Consider the following 18,553-nt stretch of genomic DNA (forward strand, 5'->3'; position numbering starts at 1 on the left):
GCGTATAGGTTTACCTCAATCACCTCGGCTGTGTTATAATTTGCGACCTTTGAATCCGGGATACAGTAGAGGGATAGCGGTTAGATGAGCGACCTTGCGAGAGAAATTACACCGGTTAACATCGAGGAAGAGCTGAAGAGCTCCTATCTGGACTATGCGATGTCGGTCATTGTTGGCCGTGCGCTGCCGGACGTCCGCGATGGCCTTAAGCCGGTACACCGTCGCGTACTATACGCCATGAACGTATTGGGCAATGACTGGAATAAAGCCTATAAAAAATCTGCCCGCGTCGTCGGTGACGTCATCGGTAAATATCACCCGCATGGTGATACCGCCGTTTATGACACCATCGTTCGTATGGCGCAGCCATTCTCCTTGCGTTACATGCTGGTAGATGGTCAGGGTAACTTTGGTTCAGTCGACGGCGACTCCGCTGCGGCGATGCGTTATACGGAAATCCGTATGTCGAAAATCGCTCATGAGCTGATGGCCGACCTGGAAAAAGAGACCGTTGATTTCGTCGATAACTACGACGGCACCGAGCGCATCCCAGATGTGATGCCAACCAAGATCCCGAACCTGTTGGTTAACGGTTCGTCCGGTATCGCGGTCGGTATGGCAACCAACATTCCGCCGCACAATATCACCGAGGTGATCAACGGCTGCCTGGCCTATATCGACGATGAAGACATCAGCATTGAAGGGCTGATGGAACACATCCCGGGCCCGGACTTCCCGACGGCGGCGATCATCAACGGTCGTCGCGGTATTGAAGAAGCGTACCGCACCGGCCGCGGCAAGATTTACATCCGTGCCCGCGCCGAAGTGGAAGCGGACGCTAAAACCGGCCGTGAGACCATCATTGTTCACGAGATCCCGTATCAGGTGAACAAAGCGCGTCTGATTGAAAAAATCGCCGAGCTGGTAAAAGAAAAACGTGTTGAAGGCATCAGCGCGCTGCGTGACGAGTCTGACAAAGACGGTATGCGCATCGTGATTGAGATCAAACGCGACGCGGTAGGTGAGGTTGTGCTGAACAACCTGTACTCCCAGACTCAGCTTCAGGTCTCCTTCGGTATCAACATGGTGGCACTGCACCATGGTCAGCCGAAGATCATGAACCTGAAAGAGATCCTGAGCGCGTTCGTTCGTCACCGCCGTGAAGTGGTGACCCGTCGTACCATCTTCGAACTGCGCAAAGCGCGTGACCGTGCGCACATCCTTGAAGCGCTGGCGGTTGCGCTGGCCAACATCGACCCGATCATCGAACTGATCCGTCGTGCGCCAACCCCGGCGGAAGCGAAAGCTGCCCTGATTTCCCGTCCGTGGGATCTGGGTAACGTTGCCGCGATGCTGGAACGTGCGGGCGATGATGCAGCGCGTCCTGAGTGGCTGGAACCTGAATTCGGCGTGCGTGACGGTCAGTACTACCTGACTGAACAGCAGGCCCAGGCGATTCTGGATCTGCGCCTGCAGAAACTGACCGGCCTTGAGCACGAAAAACTGCTCGACGAATACAAAGAGCTGCTGGAACAGATTGCTGAGCTGCTGCACATTCTGGGCAGCGCAGAGCGCCTGATGGAAGTGATTCGCGAAGAGCTGGAGCTGGTCCGCGATCAGTTCGGCGACGAACGCCGCACCGAAATCACCGCCAACAGCGCGGACATCAACATCGAAGACCTGATCAACCAGGAAGACGTTGTTGTGACCCTGTCTCACCAGGGCTACGTGAAGTATCAGCCGTTAACCGACTACGAAGCACAGCGTCGTGGTGGTAAAGGCAAGTCTGCAGCACGTATTAAAGAAGAAGACTTTATTGACCGCCTGCTGGTGGCGAACACCCATGACACGATCCTCTGCTTCTCCAGCCGCGGTCGTCTGTACTGGATGAAAGTCTATCAGCTGCCGGAAGCAAGCCGTGGTGCGCGTGGTCGTCCAATCGTTAACCTGCTGCCGCTGGAAGCGAACGAACGTATCACCGCTATCCTGCCGGTACGCGAGTATGAAGAGGGCGTGAACGTCTTTATGGCCACCGCCAGCGGTACCGTGAAGAAAACCGCGCTGACCGAGTTCAGCCGTCCGCGTTCCGCCGGTATCATCGCGGTGAACCTGAACGAAGGCGACGAGCTGATCGGTGTGGATCTGACCTCCGGTTCTGATGAAGTGATGCTGTTCTCTGCCGCCGGTAAAGTGGTGCGCTTTAAAGAGAACGCCGTCCGTGCGATGGGTCGTACCGCTACGGGCGTTCGTGGTATCAAACTGGCTGGCGAAGACAGCGTTGTTTCTCTGATTATTCCGCGCGGTGAAGGGGCTATCCTGACCGTGACGCAGAATGGTTACGGTAAACGTACGGCGGAAGGGGAATACCCAACCAAGTCTCGCGGCACGCAGGGCGTTATCTCTATCAAAGTGACCGAGCGCAACGGTTCCGTTGTCGGCGCGGTGCAGGTAGACGATGCCGACCAGATCATGATGATCACCGATGCCGGTACGCTGGTGCGTACCCGCGTGTCTGAGATCAGCGTGGTGGGTCGTAACACCCAGGGCGTTATCCTCATCCGTACAGCGGAAGATGAAAACGTGGTGGGTCTGCAGCGCGTTGCTGAGCCGGTAGATGACGAAGAGCTTGACTCCATCGACGGTAGCGTTGCGGAAGGCGATGATGATATCGCACCGGAAGCCGACACCGACGATGACGCAGCGGATGACGCTGACGAGTAATGTCTTCTGATGCAAAAAAGGGCCGGATTCCGGCCCTTTTCTTTTGCACAAGCAGATAAGTCAACGTTGCGACCTGGCGCGTTTACCGCTACCTTAACCACATTCTTTTGACCCCGACGGCGGAGCCTCGCCCCCTTGAAATACCTCGTCTCCTTTCGTACTACGCTGAAAGTCTCTCGCTATCTGTTTCGGGCGCTGGCGCTCTTGCTTTGGCTGCTGGTGGCCTTGTTCTCGGTGTTTTACATCGTTAACGCCCTGCACCAGAAAGAAGCGGAGATCCGCCAGGAGTTTAATTTAAGCTCCGACCAGGCCCAGCGTTACATTCAGCGAACGTCTGACGTAATGAAGGAGCTGAAGTATATTGCCGAAAATCGTCTGACGGCGGAAAACGGCATCCTTGCGCTTCGCGGACGTGATGACAAAACCGAAGTCCCGGATTTCCAGCCGCTGTTTCCGGACTCCGATTGCTCCACAATGAGCAATTCCTGGCGCGGATCGCTGGAATCCCTTGCCTGGTTTATGCGCTACTGGCGTGACAATTTCTCCGCCGCCTATGACCTGAACCGCGTTTTCCTGATTGGCAGCGAGAATCTCTGCATGGCTGATTTTGGCCTGCGCGACGTGCCCGTTGAGCGTGACGATGCGCTGAAAAGCCTGCATGAACGTATTGTCAAATACCGCAATGCACCGCAGGACGAGCGCGGGAATAACATCTTCTGGGTGAGCCAGGGCCCGCGCCCGGGCGTGGGCTATTTCTACGCCCTGACGCCGGTGTATCTGGGCAATCGCCTGCAGGCGCTGCTGGGGATTGAGCAGACCATTCGCATGGAAAACTTCTTCACCCCGGGCAGCCTGCCCATGGGCGTGACCATTCTGGATGAAAACGGTCATCAGCTGATCTCGCTTGCCGGGCCCGATAACCGTCTAAACGTCGAACCGCACTGGATGCAGGAGCGGTCGTGGTTTGGCTATACCTCTGGTTTCCGCGAGCTGGTGCTGAAGAAGAGCCTGCCGCCTTCGTCGCTCAGTATCGTCTATTCGCTGCCGGTGGATATGGTGCTTGAGCGGATACGCATTCTCATCATGAATGCCATTCTGCTGAACCTCATCGCGGGTGGGGCGCTGTTCACCCTGGCGCGCATGTATGAGCGGAAAATCTTTATTCCCGCCGAAAGCGACGCCCAGCGGCTGGAGGAACACGAGCAGTTTAACCGGAAGATTGTCGCTTCGGCGCCGGTGGGGATCTGTATTCTGCGTACCCAGGACGGGACCAATATCCTGAGTAACGAACTGGCGCATAACTACCTGAACATGCTGACGCACGAAGACCGGCAGAGGCTGACGCAAATTATCTGCGGTCAGCAGGTTAACTTTGTCGACGTGCTCACCAGCACGCACACCAATCTGCAGATTAGCTTTGTCCATTCCCGCTATCGCAATGAAAACGTGGCGATTTGCGTGCTGGTGGATGTCTCCGCGCGCGTAAAAATGGAAGAGTCGTTGCAGGAGATGGCGCAGGCGGCAGAGCAGGCCAGCCAGTCGAAGTCCATGTTCCTTGCGACCGTCAGCCACGAGCTGCGTACGCCGCTGTACGGGATTATCGGTAACCTCGATCTGCTGCAGACGAAGGAATTGCCGAAAGGCGTCGACCGGCTGGTGACGGCGATGAATAACTCCTCCAGCCTGCTGCTGAAAATCATCAGCGATATTCTCGACTTCTCTAAAATCGAGTCCGAGCAGCTGAAAATCGAGCCGCGCGAGTTTTCGCCGCGCGAGGTGATGAACCATATCAGCGCCAACTATCTCCCGCTGGTGGTGCGTAAACAGCTGGGGCTCTACTGCTTTATCGAACCGGACGTGCCGCTGACGCTGCACGGCGATCCGATGCGCCTGCAGCAGGTCATCTCTAACCTGCTCAGCAACGCCATTAAATTCACCGATGTTGGCTGTATCGTGTTGCACGTCTGCAGGGCGGGGGATTACCTGAGCATTCGCGTGCGCGACACGGGCGTCGGCATCCCGGCGAAGGAAGTGGTTCGCCTGTTCGACCCGTTCTTCCAGGTCGGGACCGGCGTGCAGCGTAACTTCCAGGGTACCGGACTGGGGCTGGCGATTTGTGAGAAGCTCGTCAGCATGATGGACGGTGATATCTCCGTGGATACCGAGCCCGGCATGGGCAGCCAGTTCACCATCCGCATTCCGCTCTATTCGGCGCAGTATCCGGCAAAAGCGACGGTGGATGGGCTGAGCGACAAGCGCTGCTGGCTGGCGGTGCATAACGCCTCGCTGAATGACTACCTGACGGCGCTGCTTGCCCACAGCGGCGTGAGGGTGTGTCGCTATGAAGGTCAAACACCGGATGTGGACGATGTGCTGATCGCCGACGAGATGCCGGAGCAGCCGTGGCAGGGGAGAGGGTCGGTGCTCTTCTGTCGTCGCCACATCGGCATTCCTGTCGAGCGTGCGCCTGGAGAATGGGTACACAGTGTCGCAACGCCGCACGAGCTGTTGAGCCTGCTGGCGCGCATCTACAAAGTGGAACTTGAAGAGCGCGACGGTGCGGGCGGATTGCCGTCACCGGAGTCTCTGGCGTCGGTGAATGACGATATGATGATTCTGGTGGTGGATGACCATCCGATTAACCGCCGCCTGCTGGCTGACCAGCTTGGATCGCTGGGTTACCAGTGCAAAACCGCCAACGACGGCGTGGATGCGCTGAATGTGCTGAGTAAAAATCATATTGATATCGTGCTTAGCGACGTCAACATGCCAAATATGGACGGCTACCGTCTGACGCAGCGCATCCGACAGCTGGGCCTGACGCTGCCGGTGGTGGGCGTAACGGCGAACGCGCTGGCGGAAGAGAAGCAGCGCTGTCTGGAGTCAGGTATGGACAGCTGTCTGTCGAAACCGGTGACGCTGGACGTGCTGAAACAGACGTTGTCGATTTACGCGGATCGCGTGAGAAAAACCAGAATATAAAAAAGGCCCGCAAGGGCCTTTTACGTTTTTCACCCTCTCCCGGTGGGAGAGGGACGGGGTGAGGGCATCAGGCCGCACACCCGTTGAGATCAATCCTTGTCCGTTGCGCTCAGCGTGACGGAGGAGAGATAGTTCAGCAGTGCAATATCGTTGTCCACGCCCAGCTTCATCATCGCTGATTTCTTCTGGCTGCTGATGGTTTTAATGCTGCGGTTCAGCTTCTTGGCAATTTCGGTCACCAGGAAACCTTCTGCGAACAGGCGCAGAACTTCACTCTCTTTCGGGGACAGGCGTTTGTCACCGTAGCCACCCGCGCTGATTTTTTCCAGCAGACGAGAGACGCTCTCAGGCGTGAACTTCTTGCCTTTCTGCAGCGCAGCGAGCGCTTTTGGCAGATCGGTCGGTGCGCCCTGTTTCAGCACAATCCCTTCGATGTCCAGATCCAACACCGCGCTCAGGATCGCCGGGTTATTGTTCATGGTCAGAACAATGATCGAGATATCAGGGAAGTGACGTTTAATGTATTTGATGAGCGTGATCCCATCACCATATTTGTCCCCAGGCATGGAGAGATCGGTAATGAGCACGTGTGCATCAAGCTTTGGGAGGTTATTGATCAGTGCTGTAGAGTCTTCAAATTCACCGACTACATTCACCCACTCGATCTGTTCAAGTGATTTGCGAATACCGAACAGTACAATCGGATGGTCATCGGCAATAATTACGTTCATATTGTTCATGTATAAGGCTACCTTGCTACAGCAAGCTTTTGACGTAGGCGTCAATGTCGCTGATGTATTTTTCAATGCCAGAGGCATCTTTCTCACGAATTAGATGTTCCAGCGTTTCACATAACTGCTTGCCGGGAACCAGATTAAGCATGGCAAACACCCCTTTAAGCCGGTGTGCTGTCTGTGCCAGCGCTGCAAAATCATTCGCAGCGGACTCAGTATACAACCGCTTAACATCATCTGGTACTGTATCAACAAAGAGTGAATAGTATCCGCTGGCGTGAAGCTCGGCATTTTCATTGCCGCCTAACGGTGATTCCGTTATCTCTTCCTGCGCCAGCTGCTCTTCTATTAGTTGTAGTACAGCTTCCTGCATCGCATTGCTTATATTAAAGTTGACGCGCAGCTGGCCAGGGCCAATTTTCCGCACGCCAGACTCATCATCGCTTAAAAGCAAGCCGGAGGCAGTAAGATTAGACGGATTATCAGTTAAAAACAGATCAAATTCTTGACTTGCAAGTCTTTCATCCGGCGTGATGCAGGCCGCACCCCAGTTTTCTAACTGACGAACAACGATATTGCGGATCTCGTTTGAGGTCACATCGACCATCACCACGACATCATCCAGCAGACGCTCCTCATCTTCTTCCTGCGGATTGGCCGCCATTTTCACGTGCAGAGAGTAGCGGGTGCCGAGTGATTCACGGGCTTTGATATTCAGATGGCCGCCGAGCTTACGCGCCAGCTGATCGCAAAGCCAGAAGGTCAGGGCATTGGCCTTGCCGTAGCGATCGCTTTGCGTGTCATTCAGGAACGGGAAGTGCAGATTATCAATTTCACTCGTTGTGACGCCTTCCCCGGTGTCCAGGATGCGGAACGTCAGACGGTCTTCTGCCGACTCCTCGGTGCTGACTTCAAGGGTGATCTTGCCGATCTGCGTGGTGGTCACGGCGTACTGAATAATCATCAGCAGAATGCGGCGCAGCGCTTCGCGATCGCCGTGGCGTTCGTCATTCGCAGGAAGATTGTTATTGATCAGCAGCTGCAGCCCCTTGCGCTTAATGACGGGCAGCACTTCCGGCACCACTTCATCGATCAGGTCCTGAATGGAGAAGAGGGCTGGCGTTCCCTTCCAGAAATCATTCTCCAGCATGTTCGCCAGCTGGATCTCATCAACCATTCTGACCAGCGAATCGGCCTGGCAGGCAAGCTGGTGGCTTTCGGCGGTGTTCAACGCCGCTGCCTGGGTCGCCAGCGTTTTTAACGGCTGCTTGAAGGCATCGCCAATGTTCTGCATAAATGCGGCGCGCCCCTGCTGGTTTTTCTCATACAGCCTTTGCGCCTGCTTGAGCTTTTTATTGACCAGTACTTCACGATCCTGGTCGCGAATAATGAAGATTTGCGTGCGGGGAGCCACCTGGCTGCGGAACTGGCGGATCTCGTACAGTTCATTGTTAATGGTGGCCTGAATCACCCCCTGGTGCTGATCCGCCATGGTGGTGATGTTCTGCAGGTTAAGATGCGGCAGCAGATGGTCGGCAATTTTGTTGCTCATCACCGTCCGATTCGCCTCCTGGTCGTGAACTAAGACCCCAAGCGGCAGCACGGAAACAATCTCTTCATTCAGCGCGCGTAATACGCGCAGCTCATTGCTGGTACCGGCCGGGACCGCAGAGGCGTCGCTCTGACGCCCCGACTGGAAACGGAAGGTGCTGTAGCCAAACAGGGCCAGCGCCAGCAGACCGATATTCAGCAGCAGAGGCAGCAGGATGTTTTGCAGGGTATCCAGCAACAGCGTACCAAACGGCACCTGCCACACCAGACGCATACCGGTCGAATTCAGCGATGAGGCAATTTCGATTTTCGAGCCGTTAAAGGAGATCGATACGCTTTCTGCGGCCTCTTTGTCAGACGCAGCACGCAGATTCTGGGTGCTGCTGTCTGGCTCCAGACGGAAGCTATCGAGCGGCATATCCGGCGGGATTAAATCATTAATCGGTAAATCGAAGGCTACTACCGTCGCCAGATGCCCTGGCTGATTGAACGTGGTGCGCAGGGTAAAATAATGACCGTTTTGCCAGGCCAGACGGCGCAGGGAAGAGAAACTCTCACGCTCATCAAGGGCGTTCGCCTGCTGCAGCATCTCCGCACGGCGGGAATCGACGATGCTGCCCACGGTGGTCTCTTTAAACCCGGACGAGAGATCTTTTAAGGGCAGCGTTGAGATCAGGATCATGCTGTTGTCCTGACCGTTCAGATAGTACATCGACCACGGTACGGTTTCGGCACCCCAGAGGGTATCCAGATAGGTCGAAATACGCTGCGTCATTTCAAGCGTCGCGCTGTCGTGAGAGCCAAAGATAAGTGCCTCGGTCTTACGCTGCGGTTTTTCGAGATAATAGACATCCTGCTTAAGCCGCGTCTCCTGAAGTCCATCCCCGGACGAGGAGGTAGGGGCAGCCGCGATATTGTCGTAAATCTGCCAGGTGGCGTAGCGCCAGGTATCGATGCGCTTGTGCACGGCGTGGGTGATATCAACGACCTGATAGCTCTTATCCTTCAGCCAGGCGTTAACCGCGCTTTGTACCATCACCCCCATGGTGACTAACAGCACAACGATCAAAAGAAGAAAGAAACGGGTGATGCTCCCGGGAAGGAGGGAGAATTTGCTCGGGGCGGTAGTTTCAGTCTGACTCATTGATATCTTTAACCCGTTATGGTCGTGCTCTGTGGCGATAGGGCAGTATAAAGGGTAATAACTGAATTTCCAGCGCGACTATCCGGGAAAAGGCGACTTTTTCTCCGGACAATATCGGCGGCGAGGCGTGCAGAAAACATGTACAAACTCGCCATGCGCGTACAAATAATCAGCGCACGCAGTCAAGAAATAGCACGAATTAACAAGAAATTAAGTTTTCTATCAATTGCGGGCTTTCAAAGGATACCGGGATGCAATTTAGTTAATAGTCGTTACAATTACGGTGCGGTAGCACAAAAAAAGAGAAGTTACGTAAAGAAAGGTAAAAAAAAACCGAATGCGAAGCATCCGGTTGAATTAGGGATAAACAGACATTCAAAACTGAATGACGGTAATAAATAAAGTTAATGATGATAGCGAGAGATATTTTAGAGATTAGGTGCGATCTTGTTTTGTCATTCAGTGCTGTAACGAATTTTATTGTAACTCATTGATGTATATGCGGTGATTCTTTATTTTGATTATAAGTGCTAATTTTCTAAGCTATTTGTGCTTTGTAAAAGTTCCTTGATATTTACATTTTGAAACATGTTGATAGATGAATGAAACATCTTCAAAGTTTTCGTATCATATTCGCATTGGATTATTCTGTAATTTTGAGGAGAATGAAATTGCCGACTGGTTAATGAGGGTTAACCAGTAAGCAGTGGCAATTATAAGGCATATAACAGAGGGTTAATAAAATGAAAGTTAAAGTACTGTCCCTCCTGGTACCAGCACTCCTGGTGGCAGGCGCAGCAAATGCGGCCGAAATTTATAACAAAGATGGCAACAAATTAGATCTGTACGGCAAAGTAGATGGTCTGCACTATTTCTCTGACGACAAGAGTGCCGACGGTGACCAGACCTACATGCGTCTTGGCTTCAAAGGCGAAACTCAGGTTAACGATCAGCTGACCGGTTACGGCCAGTGGGAATACCAGATCCAGGGCAACACCTCTGAAAGCGACAACCAGGCCTGGACGCGTGTGGCGTTCGCGGGTCTGAAATTCGCTGACGCGGGTTCTTTCGATTACGGTCGTAACTACGGCGTAATCTACGACGTAACCTCCTGGACCGACGTTCTGCCAGAATTTGGTGGCGATACCTACGGCGCTGACAACTTCCTGCAGTCCCGTGCTAACGGCGTGGCAACCTACCGTAACCAGGACTTCTTTGGCCTGGTCGATGGTCTGAACTTTGCTCTGCAGTATCAGGGTAAAAACGGTAGCGTAAGCGGTGAAAACGAGACCGGTCGTAGCACCCTGAAACAGAACGGCGACGGCTACGGTGCGTCCCTGACCTACAATCTGGGCGAAGGGTTCAGCATCGGTGGTGCAATGTCTTCTTCTAAGCGCACTGCTGACCAGAACAACACGGCTAACCTGGCGCTGAAAGGTGAAGGCGACCACGCTGAAGTGTATACCGGTGGCCTGAAATATGACGCCAACAACATCTACCTGGCGGCACAGTACTCTCAGACCTACAACGCAACGCGTTTCGGCAACTCTCAGAGCAGCAGCCAGATTTACGGCTTCGCTAACAAAGCGCAGAACTTCGAAGTGGTTGCTCAGTACCAGTTCGACTTCGGCCTGCGTCCATCCGTGGCTTACCTGCAGTCTAAAGGCAAAGACATCGAAGGTTACGGCGATCAGGATCTGCTGAAATATGTTGATGTGGGTGCGACTTACTACTTCAACAAAAACATGTCCACCTACGTGGATTACAAAATCAACCTGGTTGATGAAAATGAATTCACCCGTCAGGCGGGTATCGGTACTGACGATATCGTCGCGCTGGGCCTGGTTTACCAGTTCTAATCGCTTCATCGTGTGACGTAAGGGGCCAGATGGCCCCTTTTTTGTGCCTCTCTGATTCTCACTACTCACCCGTTTTGGTGTACTCTTGCCGCCCTGGCATGAGGATAATAATGAATGGACATGACTTTTTTACGCGCCAGCTTTCTGGCTATGCTTTTTTTCCTGACCGCGTGTAACGATCCCACTCCCGTGGTGAAAACAGACGCACCCGCCGCGACGGTGCTCGAAGGCAAAACGATGGGAACCTTCTGGCGCGTCAGCGTGATGAACCTCGATAAAACACGCACAGATGAACTTCGCGGCAAAATCCAGTCGCAGCTGGACGCCGACGATCAGCTGCTGTCGACCTATAAAAATGACTCGGCGCTGATGCGCTTTAATCTCTCCACCAGCACCTCCCTGTGGCCGGTGAGCGAGGCGATGGCCGATATCGTGACCGAGGCAATGCGCGTGGGTTACAAAACCAACGGTGCGATGGATGTGACCGTCGGACCCCTGGTAAACCTTTGGGGATTTGGCCCTAACAAGCAGCCGGTGACCACGCCTGAACAGGCGGCCATTGATGACGCCCGCGCCCGGACGGGGCTACAGCATCTGACCGTGATCAATCAATACGGGCAGCAGTATCTGCAAAAAGATATCCCCGATCTGTTTGTCGATCTGTCGACGGTTGGGGAAGGCTATGCGGCGGATCATCTTGCTGCGCTGATGGCCCAGGAAGGTATTTCCCGTTATCTGGTCTCCGTGGGCGGCGCGTTGGTCAGCAGGGGCATGAACGCCAGCGATAAGCCGTGGCGCGTAGCGATTCAAAAACCGACCGATCGGCAAAATGCCGTGCAGGCGATAGTGGATATCAACGGACATGGCATCAGTACCTCCGGAAGCTATCGCAACTATTATGAGCTTGACGGGAAGCGTATTTCACACGTGATTGATCCGCAGACCGGACGCCCCATCACGCATAACCTGGTCTCGGTGACGGTCATAGCCCCCACCGCGCTGGAAGCGGATGCATGGGATACCGGATTAATGGTTCTCGGCCCGGAAAAAGCCAAAGAGGTGGTCCGTCAGGAAGGGCTGGCGGTTTATATGATCACCAAAGAGGGCGACGAGTTCAAAACCTGGAGCTCGCCGCAGTTCAACAGTTTCCTGGTAAGCGACAAAAATTAAAAAGCAAGGTTGCGGGTTTTTTATCACTGGCACTCAGGCACGCTCTATGTATGCTTACAAGAGGAGCCGATCATGAGAAACCCAACCTTAAATACCGATGAGGATCGCTGGCAGGCCGTGCTGGCCCGCGATCCGCTCGCTGACGATCAGTTTGTCTTCGCCGTGCAGACGACGGGTATTTTCTGCCGTCCGTCATGCCGCGCCCGCCACGCGCTGCGTAAAAATGTCCGTTTTTATCCTGATGCCCACCATGCCGCGCAGGCAGGCTTTCGTCCGTGCAAGCGCTGCATGCCGGACAAACGCGATCCGCAGGCGCAGAAGCTGGCAAAAGTGGAACATGCCTGCCGGCTTCTGGAGCAGGATCCTGCGTTAACCCTGGAGAGGCTGGCGGAGCAGGTCGCCATGAGTCCTTTCCATTTTCACCGTCTGTTTAAAGCCGTGACCGGCATGACGCCAAAAGCCTGGCAGCAGGCGGCGCGGGGTCAGCGTCTGCGCACCGCGCTTGCGCAGGGAGACAAAATTACCGACGCCGTGCTGGCGGCGGGATTTCCCGACAGCAGCAGCTATTATCGCAAAGCCAACGATGCGCTGGGCATGACGGCGAAGCAGTATCGCAAAGGAGAGGTGGCCGTGCGATATGCCATCGATGACTGTTCGTTAGGACGCTGTCTGGTCGCCGAAAGCGAGCGGGGGATCTGCGCGATTCTGCTGGGTGACACCGATGCTGAATTAACCGCAGAGCTTGCCACGCAATTTCCAAAAGCAACGCACGCGCCGCTGGACGAACCCTTTGTGCAGCGGATCCACCAGGTGATTACCAGTATTGATAACCGCGACGCACCGCTTGCGCTGCCGCTGGATATTCGCGGTACCGCGTTCCAGCAGCGCGTCTGGCAGGCCCTTAGCAACATTCCCTGCGGCGAAACGGCAAGCTACCAGCAGGTGGCGCAGGCGATTGGTCAACCCAATGCGGTACGCGCCGTTGCCGGAGCCTGTGCGGCAAACACGCTGGCAATTGTGATCCCCTGTCATCGCGTGGTTCGTCACGACGGCGCGCTGTCGGGCTATCGCTGGGGGACGGCGCGAAAAGCGCTATTACTGAAACGCGAGGCGAAACGCCGGGAGGGATAATGCTCGATCTTTTTGCGGATGCTGAACCCTGGCAGGAGCCGCTTGCGCCGGGGGCGGTGATTCTCCGCCGCTTTGCACTCTCCCGTGCGGCGGCGCTGCTTGCGGGTATCGACGAGGTGACGGCGGTTTCGCCGTTTCGCCATATGGTGACGCCGGGCGGCTACACCATGTCGGTGGCCATGGCCAACTGCGGCGAACTGGGCTGGGCGACGAACGAGCGAGGCTATCTGTATGCTCCGAACGATCCCACGACCGGCCAGCCGTGGCCTCCCATGCCTGCGGTTTTTCAGGCGCTTTGTCACGAGGCTGCCGTGGCGGCGGATTATCCTGACTTTCGGCCGGATGCCTGCCTGATCAACCGCTATGCCGTCGGTGCGAAGCTCTCGCTGCATCAGGACAAGGATGAGCCCGATCTGCGCGCGCCTATCGTATCGGTATCGTTAGGTCTGCCCGCCGTCTTTCAGTTTGGAGGATTACGCCGCAACGATCCGCTCAAACGCATCATGCTGGAACATGGTGATGTGGTGGTGTGGGGCAGGGAATCGCGGCTTTATTATCACGGCATTCAGCCGCTGAAGCCCGGCATCCACTCCCTCACGGGTGAGTACCGCTTTAATCTGACCTTCCGTCAGGCGGGTATGAGTAAACTAAAATAAGAATTATTCTTGATGTCCGCGCAGGGCAGTTTACACTGCTGGCTGATTTTTATTGTCCGGATTGCCTGCATGCAACTACTTCTCCTTGTCTGGCGTCAGTACCGCTGGCCCTTTATTGCCGTAATGGCGTTAAGCCTTGCCAGCGCCGCGCTGGGTATTGGCCTGATCGCGTTTATTAACGTGCGCTTGATTGAAATGGTCGATACCTCGCTCTCCGTATTGCCGGAGTTTCTCGGCCTGCTGCTCCTGTTGATGGCGGTTACGCTCGGTTCCCAGCTTGCGCTAACCGCACTCGGGCACCATTTCGTTTTCCGTTTGCGCAGTGAGTTTATCAAGCGGATCCTGGACACCCAGATAGAGCGCGTTGAGCAGCTCGGCAGCGCCTCCCTGCTGGCGGGGCTGACCAGCGACGTACGCGCCATTACCATCGCGTTCGTTCGTTTGCCGGAGCTGGTGCAGGGGATCATTCTGACCTTTGGCTCGGCGGCCTATCTCGCCTGGCTCTCCAGCAAAATGCTGGCGGTGACCGCGCTGTGGATTGCCATTACCATCTGGGGCGGTTTTGTGCTGGTGTCACGCGTCTATAAACACATGGCGGTGCTGCGCGAAACCGAAGATAAGCTCTATAACGATTACCAGACGGTACTGGAAGGGCGCAAAGAGCTCACCCTTAACCGCGAGCGCGCCGAGCATATCTTTAATCATCTCTATATCCCGGACGCGCGAGAATACCGTCATCATATTATTCGCGCCGATACCTTCCACCTGAGCGCGGTGAACTGGTCAAACATTATGATGCTGGGCGCCATTGGCCTGGTATTCTGGATGGCAAACAGCCTGGGCTGGGCGGACACCAACGTAGCGGCAACCTACTCGCTGACGCTGCTGTTTTTACGCACGCCGCTGCTCTCGGCGGTCGGCGCGTTGCCCACCTTGCTGAGTGCGCAGGTGGCCTTTAATAAGCTCAAAAAATTCGATCTCGCGCCGTTTAAAGCCGAATTCCCGCGCCCGCAGGCCTTCCCGAACTGGCAGACGCTCGAGCTGCGTAACGTCACGTTCCGCTATCAGGACAGCGCCTTCTCCGTGGGGCCGGTCAACCTGACGATCCGCCGCGGGGAACTGCTGTTCCTGATTGGCGGCAACGGCAGCGGTAAATCTACGCTGGCGATGCTGCTGACCGGACTCTATCAGCCGCAGTCGGGCGAGATTTTACTGGATGGCAGAGCGCTGAGCGCGGAAAAGCCCGAGGATTACCGCAAGCTTTTCTCGGCGGTGTTCACCGACGTCTGGCTGTTCGATCGGCTGCTGGGGCCGGACGGGCAACAGGCTAATCCTGCGCTGGTGGAAAAATGGCTGACGCAGCTGCAGATGTCGCACAAGCTGGAGCTACAGGACGGGAAGATCCTCAACCTGAAGCTTTCCAAAGGGCAGAAAAAGCGCGTGGCGCTGCTTCTGGCGCTGGCGGAAGAGCGTGACATCATCCTGCTGGATGAGTGGGCAGCGGATCAGGACCCGCATTTCCGCCGCGAGTTTTATCAGGTGCTGCTGCCGCTGATGCAGGAGATGGGCAAAACCATTTTCGCCATCAGCCACGACGATCACTACTTCATTCATGCCGACCGCCTGCTGGAGATGCGCGACGGCAGGCTGAGCGAGCTGACCGGTGAAGAGCGCGATGCTGCCTCGCGTGACGCGGTGGCGCGTACGGCCTGATGCCCTCACCCTAACCCTCTCCCACAGGGAGAGGGGATAGATCGTAGCCGTAATGCCGATTTTTTCTCCATCCCGCCCCGTTGTTTATTCTTATTTACATATCCTCGCGCTATGCTTAATACCAACTTATTTCATGGATTTATGATTGATGTCGGTATTAAAGAAAAACAGCGCCAGACAGCGTGACCAGGAACGTGCGCGACTCATCTGGCTTCTCACGACCGATAAAGCGGTCACCTCTACGCTATTAGGCAAACTCACCCTGGCTGAGCAATATGAAGTCGGCACTTTAGCCGACGATATTGCTGAGGTAGGTGCGCTGGTTGCTCACTTGCCCCCGCCGGATCTGGCGGATACCCTGGAAGCGCTTCCCTCGGAGGAACGCCACGCCCTGTGGCGGCTGGTGCAGGATCACGAGCGCGGGCAGGTGCTGCTTGAGGCCTCCGAAAACGTCTGGGACGACCTGATCGACGAGATGAGCGACCGGGATATTCTTGACGCTCTGCAAACCCTGGATATCGACGAGCAGATTTACCTGGTTCAGCACCTGCCGCGAAATCTGACCGGTCGCCTGCTGGCGTCACTGCCTGCCGATGAACGCGCGCGCGTGCGTCAGGTGATGCACTACGAGAAAAACAGCGTCGGCGCGATCATGGAGTTCGGCGTTATCACGGTGCGTCCGGACGTGACGCTCGGCACCGTGCAGCGCTATCTGCGTCGCCTGGGCAAAATGCCGGACAACACCGATAAGCTGTTTGTCACCTCCCGGGATAAAACCCTGCTCGGCGAGCTGGAGCTGAAAACCATCCTGCTCAACAGCACCCAGCGGAAGGTGAGCGAGGTGATGGAAAACGAGCCGATGGTCTTCTCCCCGGAAGACGATGCGGAGAAAGCGGCGCGTACCTTCGAACGTGACGACCTGGTGAGTGCCGCCGTCGTGGATTCCGTCGGCAAACTGATGGGGCGTCTGACCATCGATGAGATCGTTGACGTGGTCTACGAAGAAACCGACAACGACCTGCGCGCGCTCGGGGGGATCAGCGCGGAAGATGACGTCCATGCCTCCGTCGGCAAGGCGGTGAAAACCCGCTGGGCGTGGCTGGCCATTAACCTGTGTACCGCGTTTATCGCCTCCCGCGTGATCGACGGTTTTGAACACACCATTTCGCAGCTGGTGGCGCTGGCCTCGCTGATGCCAATTGTGGCCGGGATTGGCGGCAACACCGGAAACCAGACCATCACGATGATCGTTCGCGCGCTGGCGCTGGAAAATATTCAGCCCGGAAACTTCGCCTTTCTGATCTTCAGAGAGATGGGCGTGGCGCTGATCAACGGCCTGGTGTGGGGCGGTATTATGGGCGGCATCACCTGGTGGCTGTATGACGATCTGGCGCTGGGTGGGGTGATGATGCTGGCGATGGTGCTGAATCTGCTGGTGGCATCGATGATGGGCGTTATTATCCCGCTGACGATGACCAAACTGGGGCGCGACCCCGCGGTGGGGTCGAGCGTGATGATCACCGCCATCACCGATACCGGCGGTTTCTTTATTTTTCTTGGGCTGGCGACGATTTTTCTTCTTTAAGCCGACGCTTAATGCGGGCGGGAAGCAGCACCATGACGATAATCCCGCCCAGCACGCCAATCGCCAGATTGCCGGTTGATACCGTGGCGGCAACGGTCACCAGCATGACGATCGTTTCTGCTATCGGGGCAGCTTTCACCGTGGCTGGCTGAAGGCTATGCCAGCTGAAGGTTTTGACGGCGACGATCGCCATAATGCCCGCCAGCACCGCCATCGGGATGTTGGCCATCACGTCGCTGAGCGCCGTCACCAGGATCAGCAGCACAATACCTGCCGCAAAGGTTGAAATACGGCTTCGGCCTTTCCCCATCTCCACGTTAACGATGGTTTGTCCGATCATCGCGCAGCCCGCAATCCCACCGTAAAATCCGGCCAGAATATTGCCGACGCCTAATCCAATGCTTTCGCGGCGTTTACCTGACGGCGTCGCGGTCAGCTCATCCACCAGCTTTGCCGTGAGGAGGGATTCCAGCAGGCCGACAAACGCGATGCTCAACGCGCACGGCCAGATAATGCTCAGCGTCTGTAGATTGAGGGGGACCAGAAGTTCGGTAAGACCCGGCAAGCCGCCGCTCATGGAGCCTTCATCGCCCACGGTCGGCAGGATTTGACCGGTTGAAACGGTGAATAAGGTAAGCACAACAATCGCAATCAGCGGGGAAGGGATGCTTTTGATATAGCGCGGCACCCACAGCACTATCAGCAGCGTCAGCACGAACAGACCCACAATCAGCGGGCTTCGGCTCCAGAAATGCGGCACCTGAGCGAAGAAGATCAAAATCCCCAGGGCGTTAACAAACCCGGTCATGACCGACTGGGGAATAAAGCGCATCAGTCTTGCCATGCCCAGCACGCCAAACAGAATCTGAATCACGCCAGCCATCAGCACGGCGGGAAGAATGTACTGTACGCCGTGCTGATGCACCATCGGGCCAATGACCAGCGCCACGGAGCCGGCCGCTGCCGTGACCATCGCCGGGCGACCACCCAGTACAGACAGGGCGAGACAGAGCACCACGGAAGCGATCAGGCTGACCTTCGGGTCAACGCCCGCCACCACGGAAAATGAGATGACCTCGGGTATCAGCGCCAGGGCGGTTATCACGCCCGCCAGCGTTTCACGCGTCAGCTGCTTAGGGGAAAGCAGCACGTTGGCTACGCGGTTTTCGGGAGATAAAGGAGAATGGGGTAGGGACATAACGTTTCGCTGGTTAGGGCAGGCTTCCGTGCGCGCAATCGCAAAACGCAACATACTAGCCAGTAAAACCGCGCTTTACCAGACGCATCGATAATTCCTCACAAACAAT

Annotated in this window: 12 protein-coding genes; 9 read left to right on the forward strand and 3 right to left on the reverse strand. The window is 55.7% G+C overall.

Annotation, left to right across the window (positions count from 1 at the left end):
- Positions 1-84 precede the first annotated feature (84 nt).
- Positions 85-2,721, forward strand: coding sequence for a DNA topoisomerase (ATP-hydrolyzing) subunit A (gyrA, locus tag RVY89_RS03665; RefSeq protein ID WP_371897320.1), 2,637 nt, complete (start codon positions 85-87; stop codon positions 2,719-2,721).
- A gap of 135 nt (positions 2,722-2,856) precedes the next feature.
- Positions 2,857-5,703 (forward strand): two-component system sensor histidine kinase RcsC, encoded by a 2,847-nt coding sequence (gene rcsC / locus RVY89_RS03670; protein WP_484826926.1) that lies wholly within the window; start codon positions 2,857-2,859, stop codon positions 5,701-5,703.
- A gap of 89 nt (positions 5,704-5,792) precedes the next feature.
- Here the strand turns inward: rcsC and rcsB are convergent, their stop codons facing one another.
- On the reverse strand, positions 5,793-6,443 hold the full coding sequence (rcsB, locus tag RVY89_RS03675) for a response regulator transcription factor RcsB (RefSeq protein ID WP_003859405.1): 651 nt from the start codon (positions 6,441-6,443) through the stop codon (positions 5,793-5,795).
- Between the two features lie 16 nt (positions 6,444-6,459).
- Positions 6,460-9,132: a phosphotransferase RcsD gene (gene rcsD / locus RVY89_RS03680; protein ID WP_484826927.1), complete on the reverse strand. Its 2,673-nt coding sequence runs from the start codon at positions 9,130-9,132 to the stop codon at positions 6,460-6,462.
- 138 nt (positions 9,133-9,270) lie between these two features.
- On the opposite strand from rcsD, the gene RVY89_RS03685 reads away from it, so the two are divergent.
- From RVY89_RS03685 to mgtE, 7 genes are all read left to right on the forward strand, one after another.
- Positions 9,271-9,534: a hypothetical protein gene (locus tag RVY89_RS03685; RefSeq protein ID WP_484826928.1), complete on the forward strand. Its 264-nt coding sequence runs from the start codon at positions 9,271-9,273 to the stop codon at positions 9,532-9,534.
- Positions 9,535-9,875: 341 nt separating this feature from the next.
- Entirely contained in the window at positions 9,876-10,991 is a 1,116-nt protein-coding gene (locus RVY89_RS03690; protein WP_371897317.1) for a porin OmpC, read from the forward strand.
- A 150-nt stretch (positions 10,992-11,141) separates the two neighbouring features.
- Complete coding sequence (gene apbE / locus RVY89_RS03695; protein ID WP_484827895.1) at positions 11,142-12,161, forward strand: FAD:protein FMN transferase ApbE; 1,020 nt, start codon at positions 11,142-11,144, stop codon at positions 12,159-12,161.
- Positions 12,162-12,233: 72 nt separating this feature from the next.
- Positions 12,234-13,292 (forward strand): bifunctional DNA-binding transcriptional regulator/O6-methylguanine-DNA methyltransferase Ada, encoded by a 1,059-nt coding sequence (gene ada, locus RVY89_RS03700; RefSeq protein WP_484826929.1) that lies wholly within the window; start codon positions 12,234-12,236, stop codon positions 13,290-13,292.
- Positions 13,292-13,948 (forward strand): DNA oxidative demethylase AlkB, encoded by a 657-nt coding sequence (gene alkB, locus RVY89_RS03705; protein WP_484826930.1) that lies wholly within the window; start codon positions 13,292-13,294, stop codon positions 13,946-13,948. The genes ada and alkB overlap by 1 nt, the downstream gene beginning before the upstream one ends.
- 69 nt (positions 13,949-14,017) lie before the next feature.
- Positions 14,018-15,661 carry a multidrug ABC transporter permease/ATP-binding protein gene (locus tag RVY89_RS03710; RefSeq protein ID WP_484826931.1) on the forward strand — a complete coding sequence of 548 codons (1,644 nt, stop codon included), beginning with the start codon at positions 14,018-14,020 and terminating at the stop codon, positions 15,659-15,661.
- Positions 15,662-15,809: 148 nt separating this feature from the next.
- On the forward strand, positions 15,810-17,246 hold the full coding sequence (gene mgtE / locus RVY89_RS03715) for a magnesium transporter (RefSeq protein WP_484826932.1): 1,437 nt from the start codon (positions 15,810-15,812) through the stop codon (positions 17,244-17,246).
- On the opposite strand, the gene RVY89_RS03720 is transcribed toward mgtE, so the two are convergent.
- Positions 17,209-18,498 (reverse strand): SulP family inorganic anion transporter, encoded by a 1,290-nt coding sequence (locus RVY89_RS03720; RefSeq protein WP_484826933.1) that lies wholly within the window; start codon positions 18,496-18,498, stop codon positions 17,209-17,211. The two genes, mgtE and RVY89_RS03720, sit on opposite strands and share 38 nt — an antisense overlap.
- Positions 18,499-18,553 lie beyond the last annotated feature (55 nt).

The sequence above is a fragment of the Enterobacter sp. 3U4 genome (genome assembly GCF_057224565.1).

Excerpts from the sequence above, each read along its gene's own strand:
- gyrA (WP_371897320.1), top strand. The coding sequence starts at position 85 with ATGAGCGACCTTGCGAGAGAAATTACACCGGTTAACATCGAGGAAGAG.
- rcsB (WP_003859405.1), bottom strand. The coding sequence starts at position 6,443 with ATGAACAATATGAACGTAATTATTGCCGATGACCATCCGATTGTACTG.
- rcsD (WP_484826927.1), bottom strand. The coding sequence starts at position 9,132 with ATGAGTCAGACTGAAACTACCGCCCCGAGCAAATTCTCCCTCCTTCCC.
- RVY89_RS03685 (WP_484826928.1), top strand. The coding sequence starts at position 9,271 with ATGTACAAACTCGCCATGCGCGTACAAATAATCAGCGCACGCAGTCAA.
- RVY89_RS03690 (WP_371897317.1), top strand. The coding sequence starts at position 9,876 with ATGAAAGTTAAAGTACTGTCCCTCCTGGTACCAGCACTCCTGGTGGCA.
- apbE (WP_484827895.1), top strand. The coding sequence starts at position 11,142 with ATGCTTTTTTTCCTGACCGCGTGTAACGATCCCACTCCCGTGGTGAAA.
- ada (WP_484826929.1), top strand. The coding sequence starts at position 12,234 with ATGAGAAACCCAACCTTAAATACCGATGAGGATCGCTGGCAGGCCGTG.
- alkB (WP_484826930.1), top strand. The coding sequence starts at position 13,292 with ATGCTCGATCTTTTTGCGGATGCTGAACCCTGGCAGGAGCCGCTTGCG.
- RVY89_RS03710 (WP_484826931.1), top strand. The coding sequence starts at position 14,018 with ATGCAACTACTTCTCCTTGTCTGGCGTCAGTACCGCTGGCCCTTTATT.
- mgtE (WP_484826932.1), top strand. The coding sequence starts at position 15,810 with ATGTCGGTATTAAAGAAAAACAGCGCCAGACAGCGTGACCAGGAACGT.
- RVY89_RS03720 (WP_484826933.1), bottom strand. The coding sequence starts at position 18,498 with ATGTTGCGTTTTGCGATTGCGCGCACGGAAGCCTGCCCTAACCAGCGA.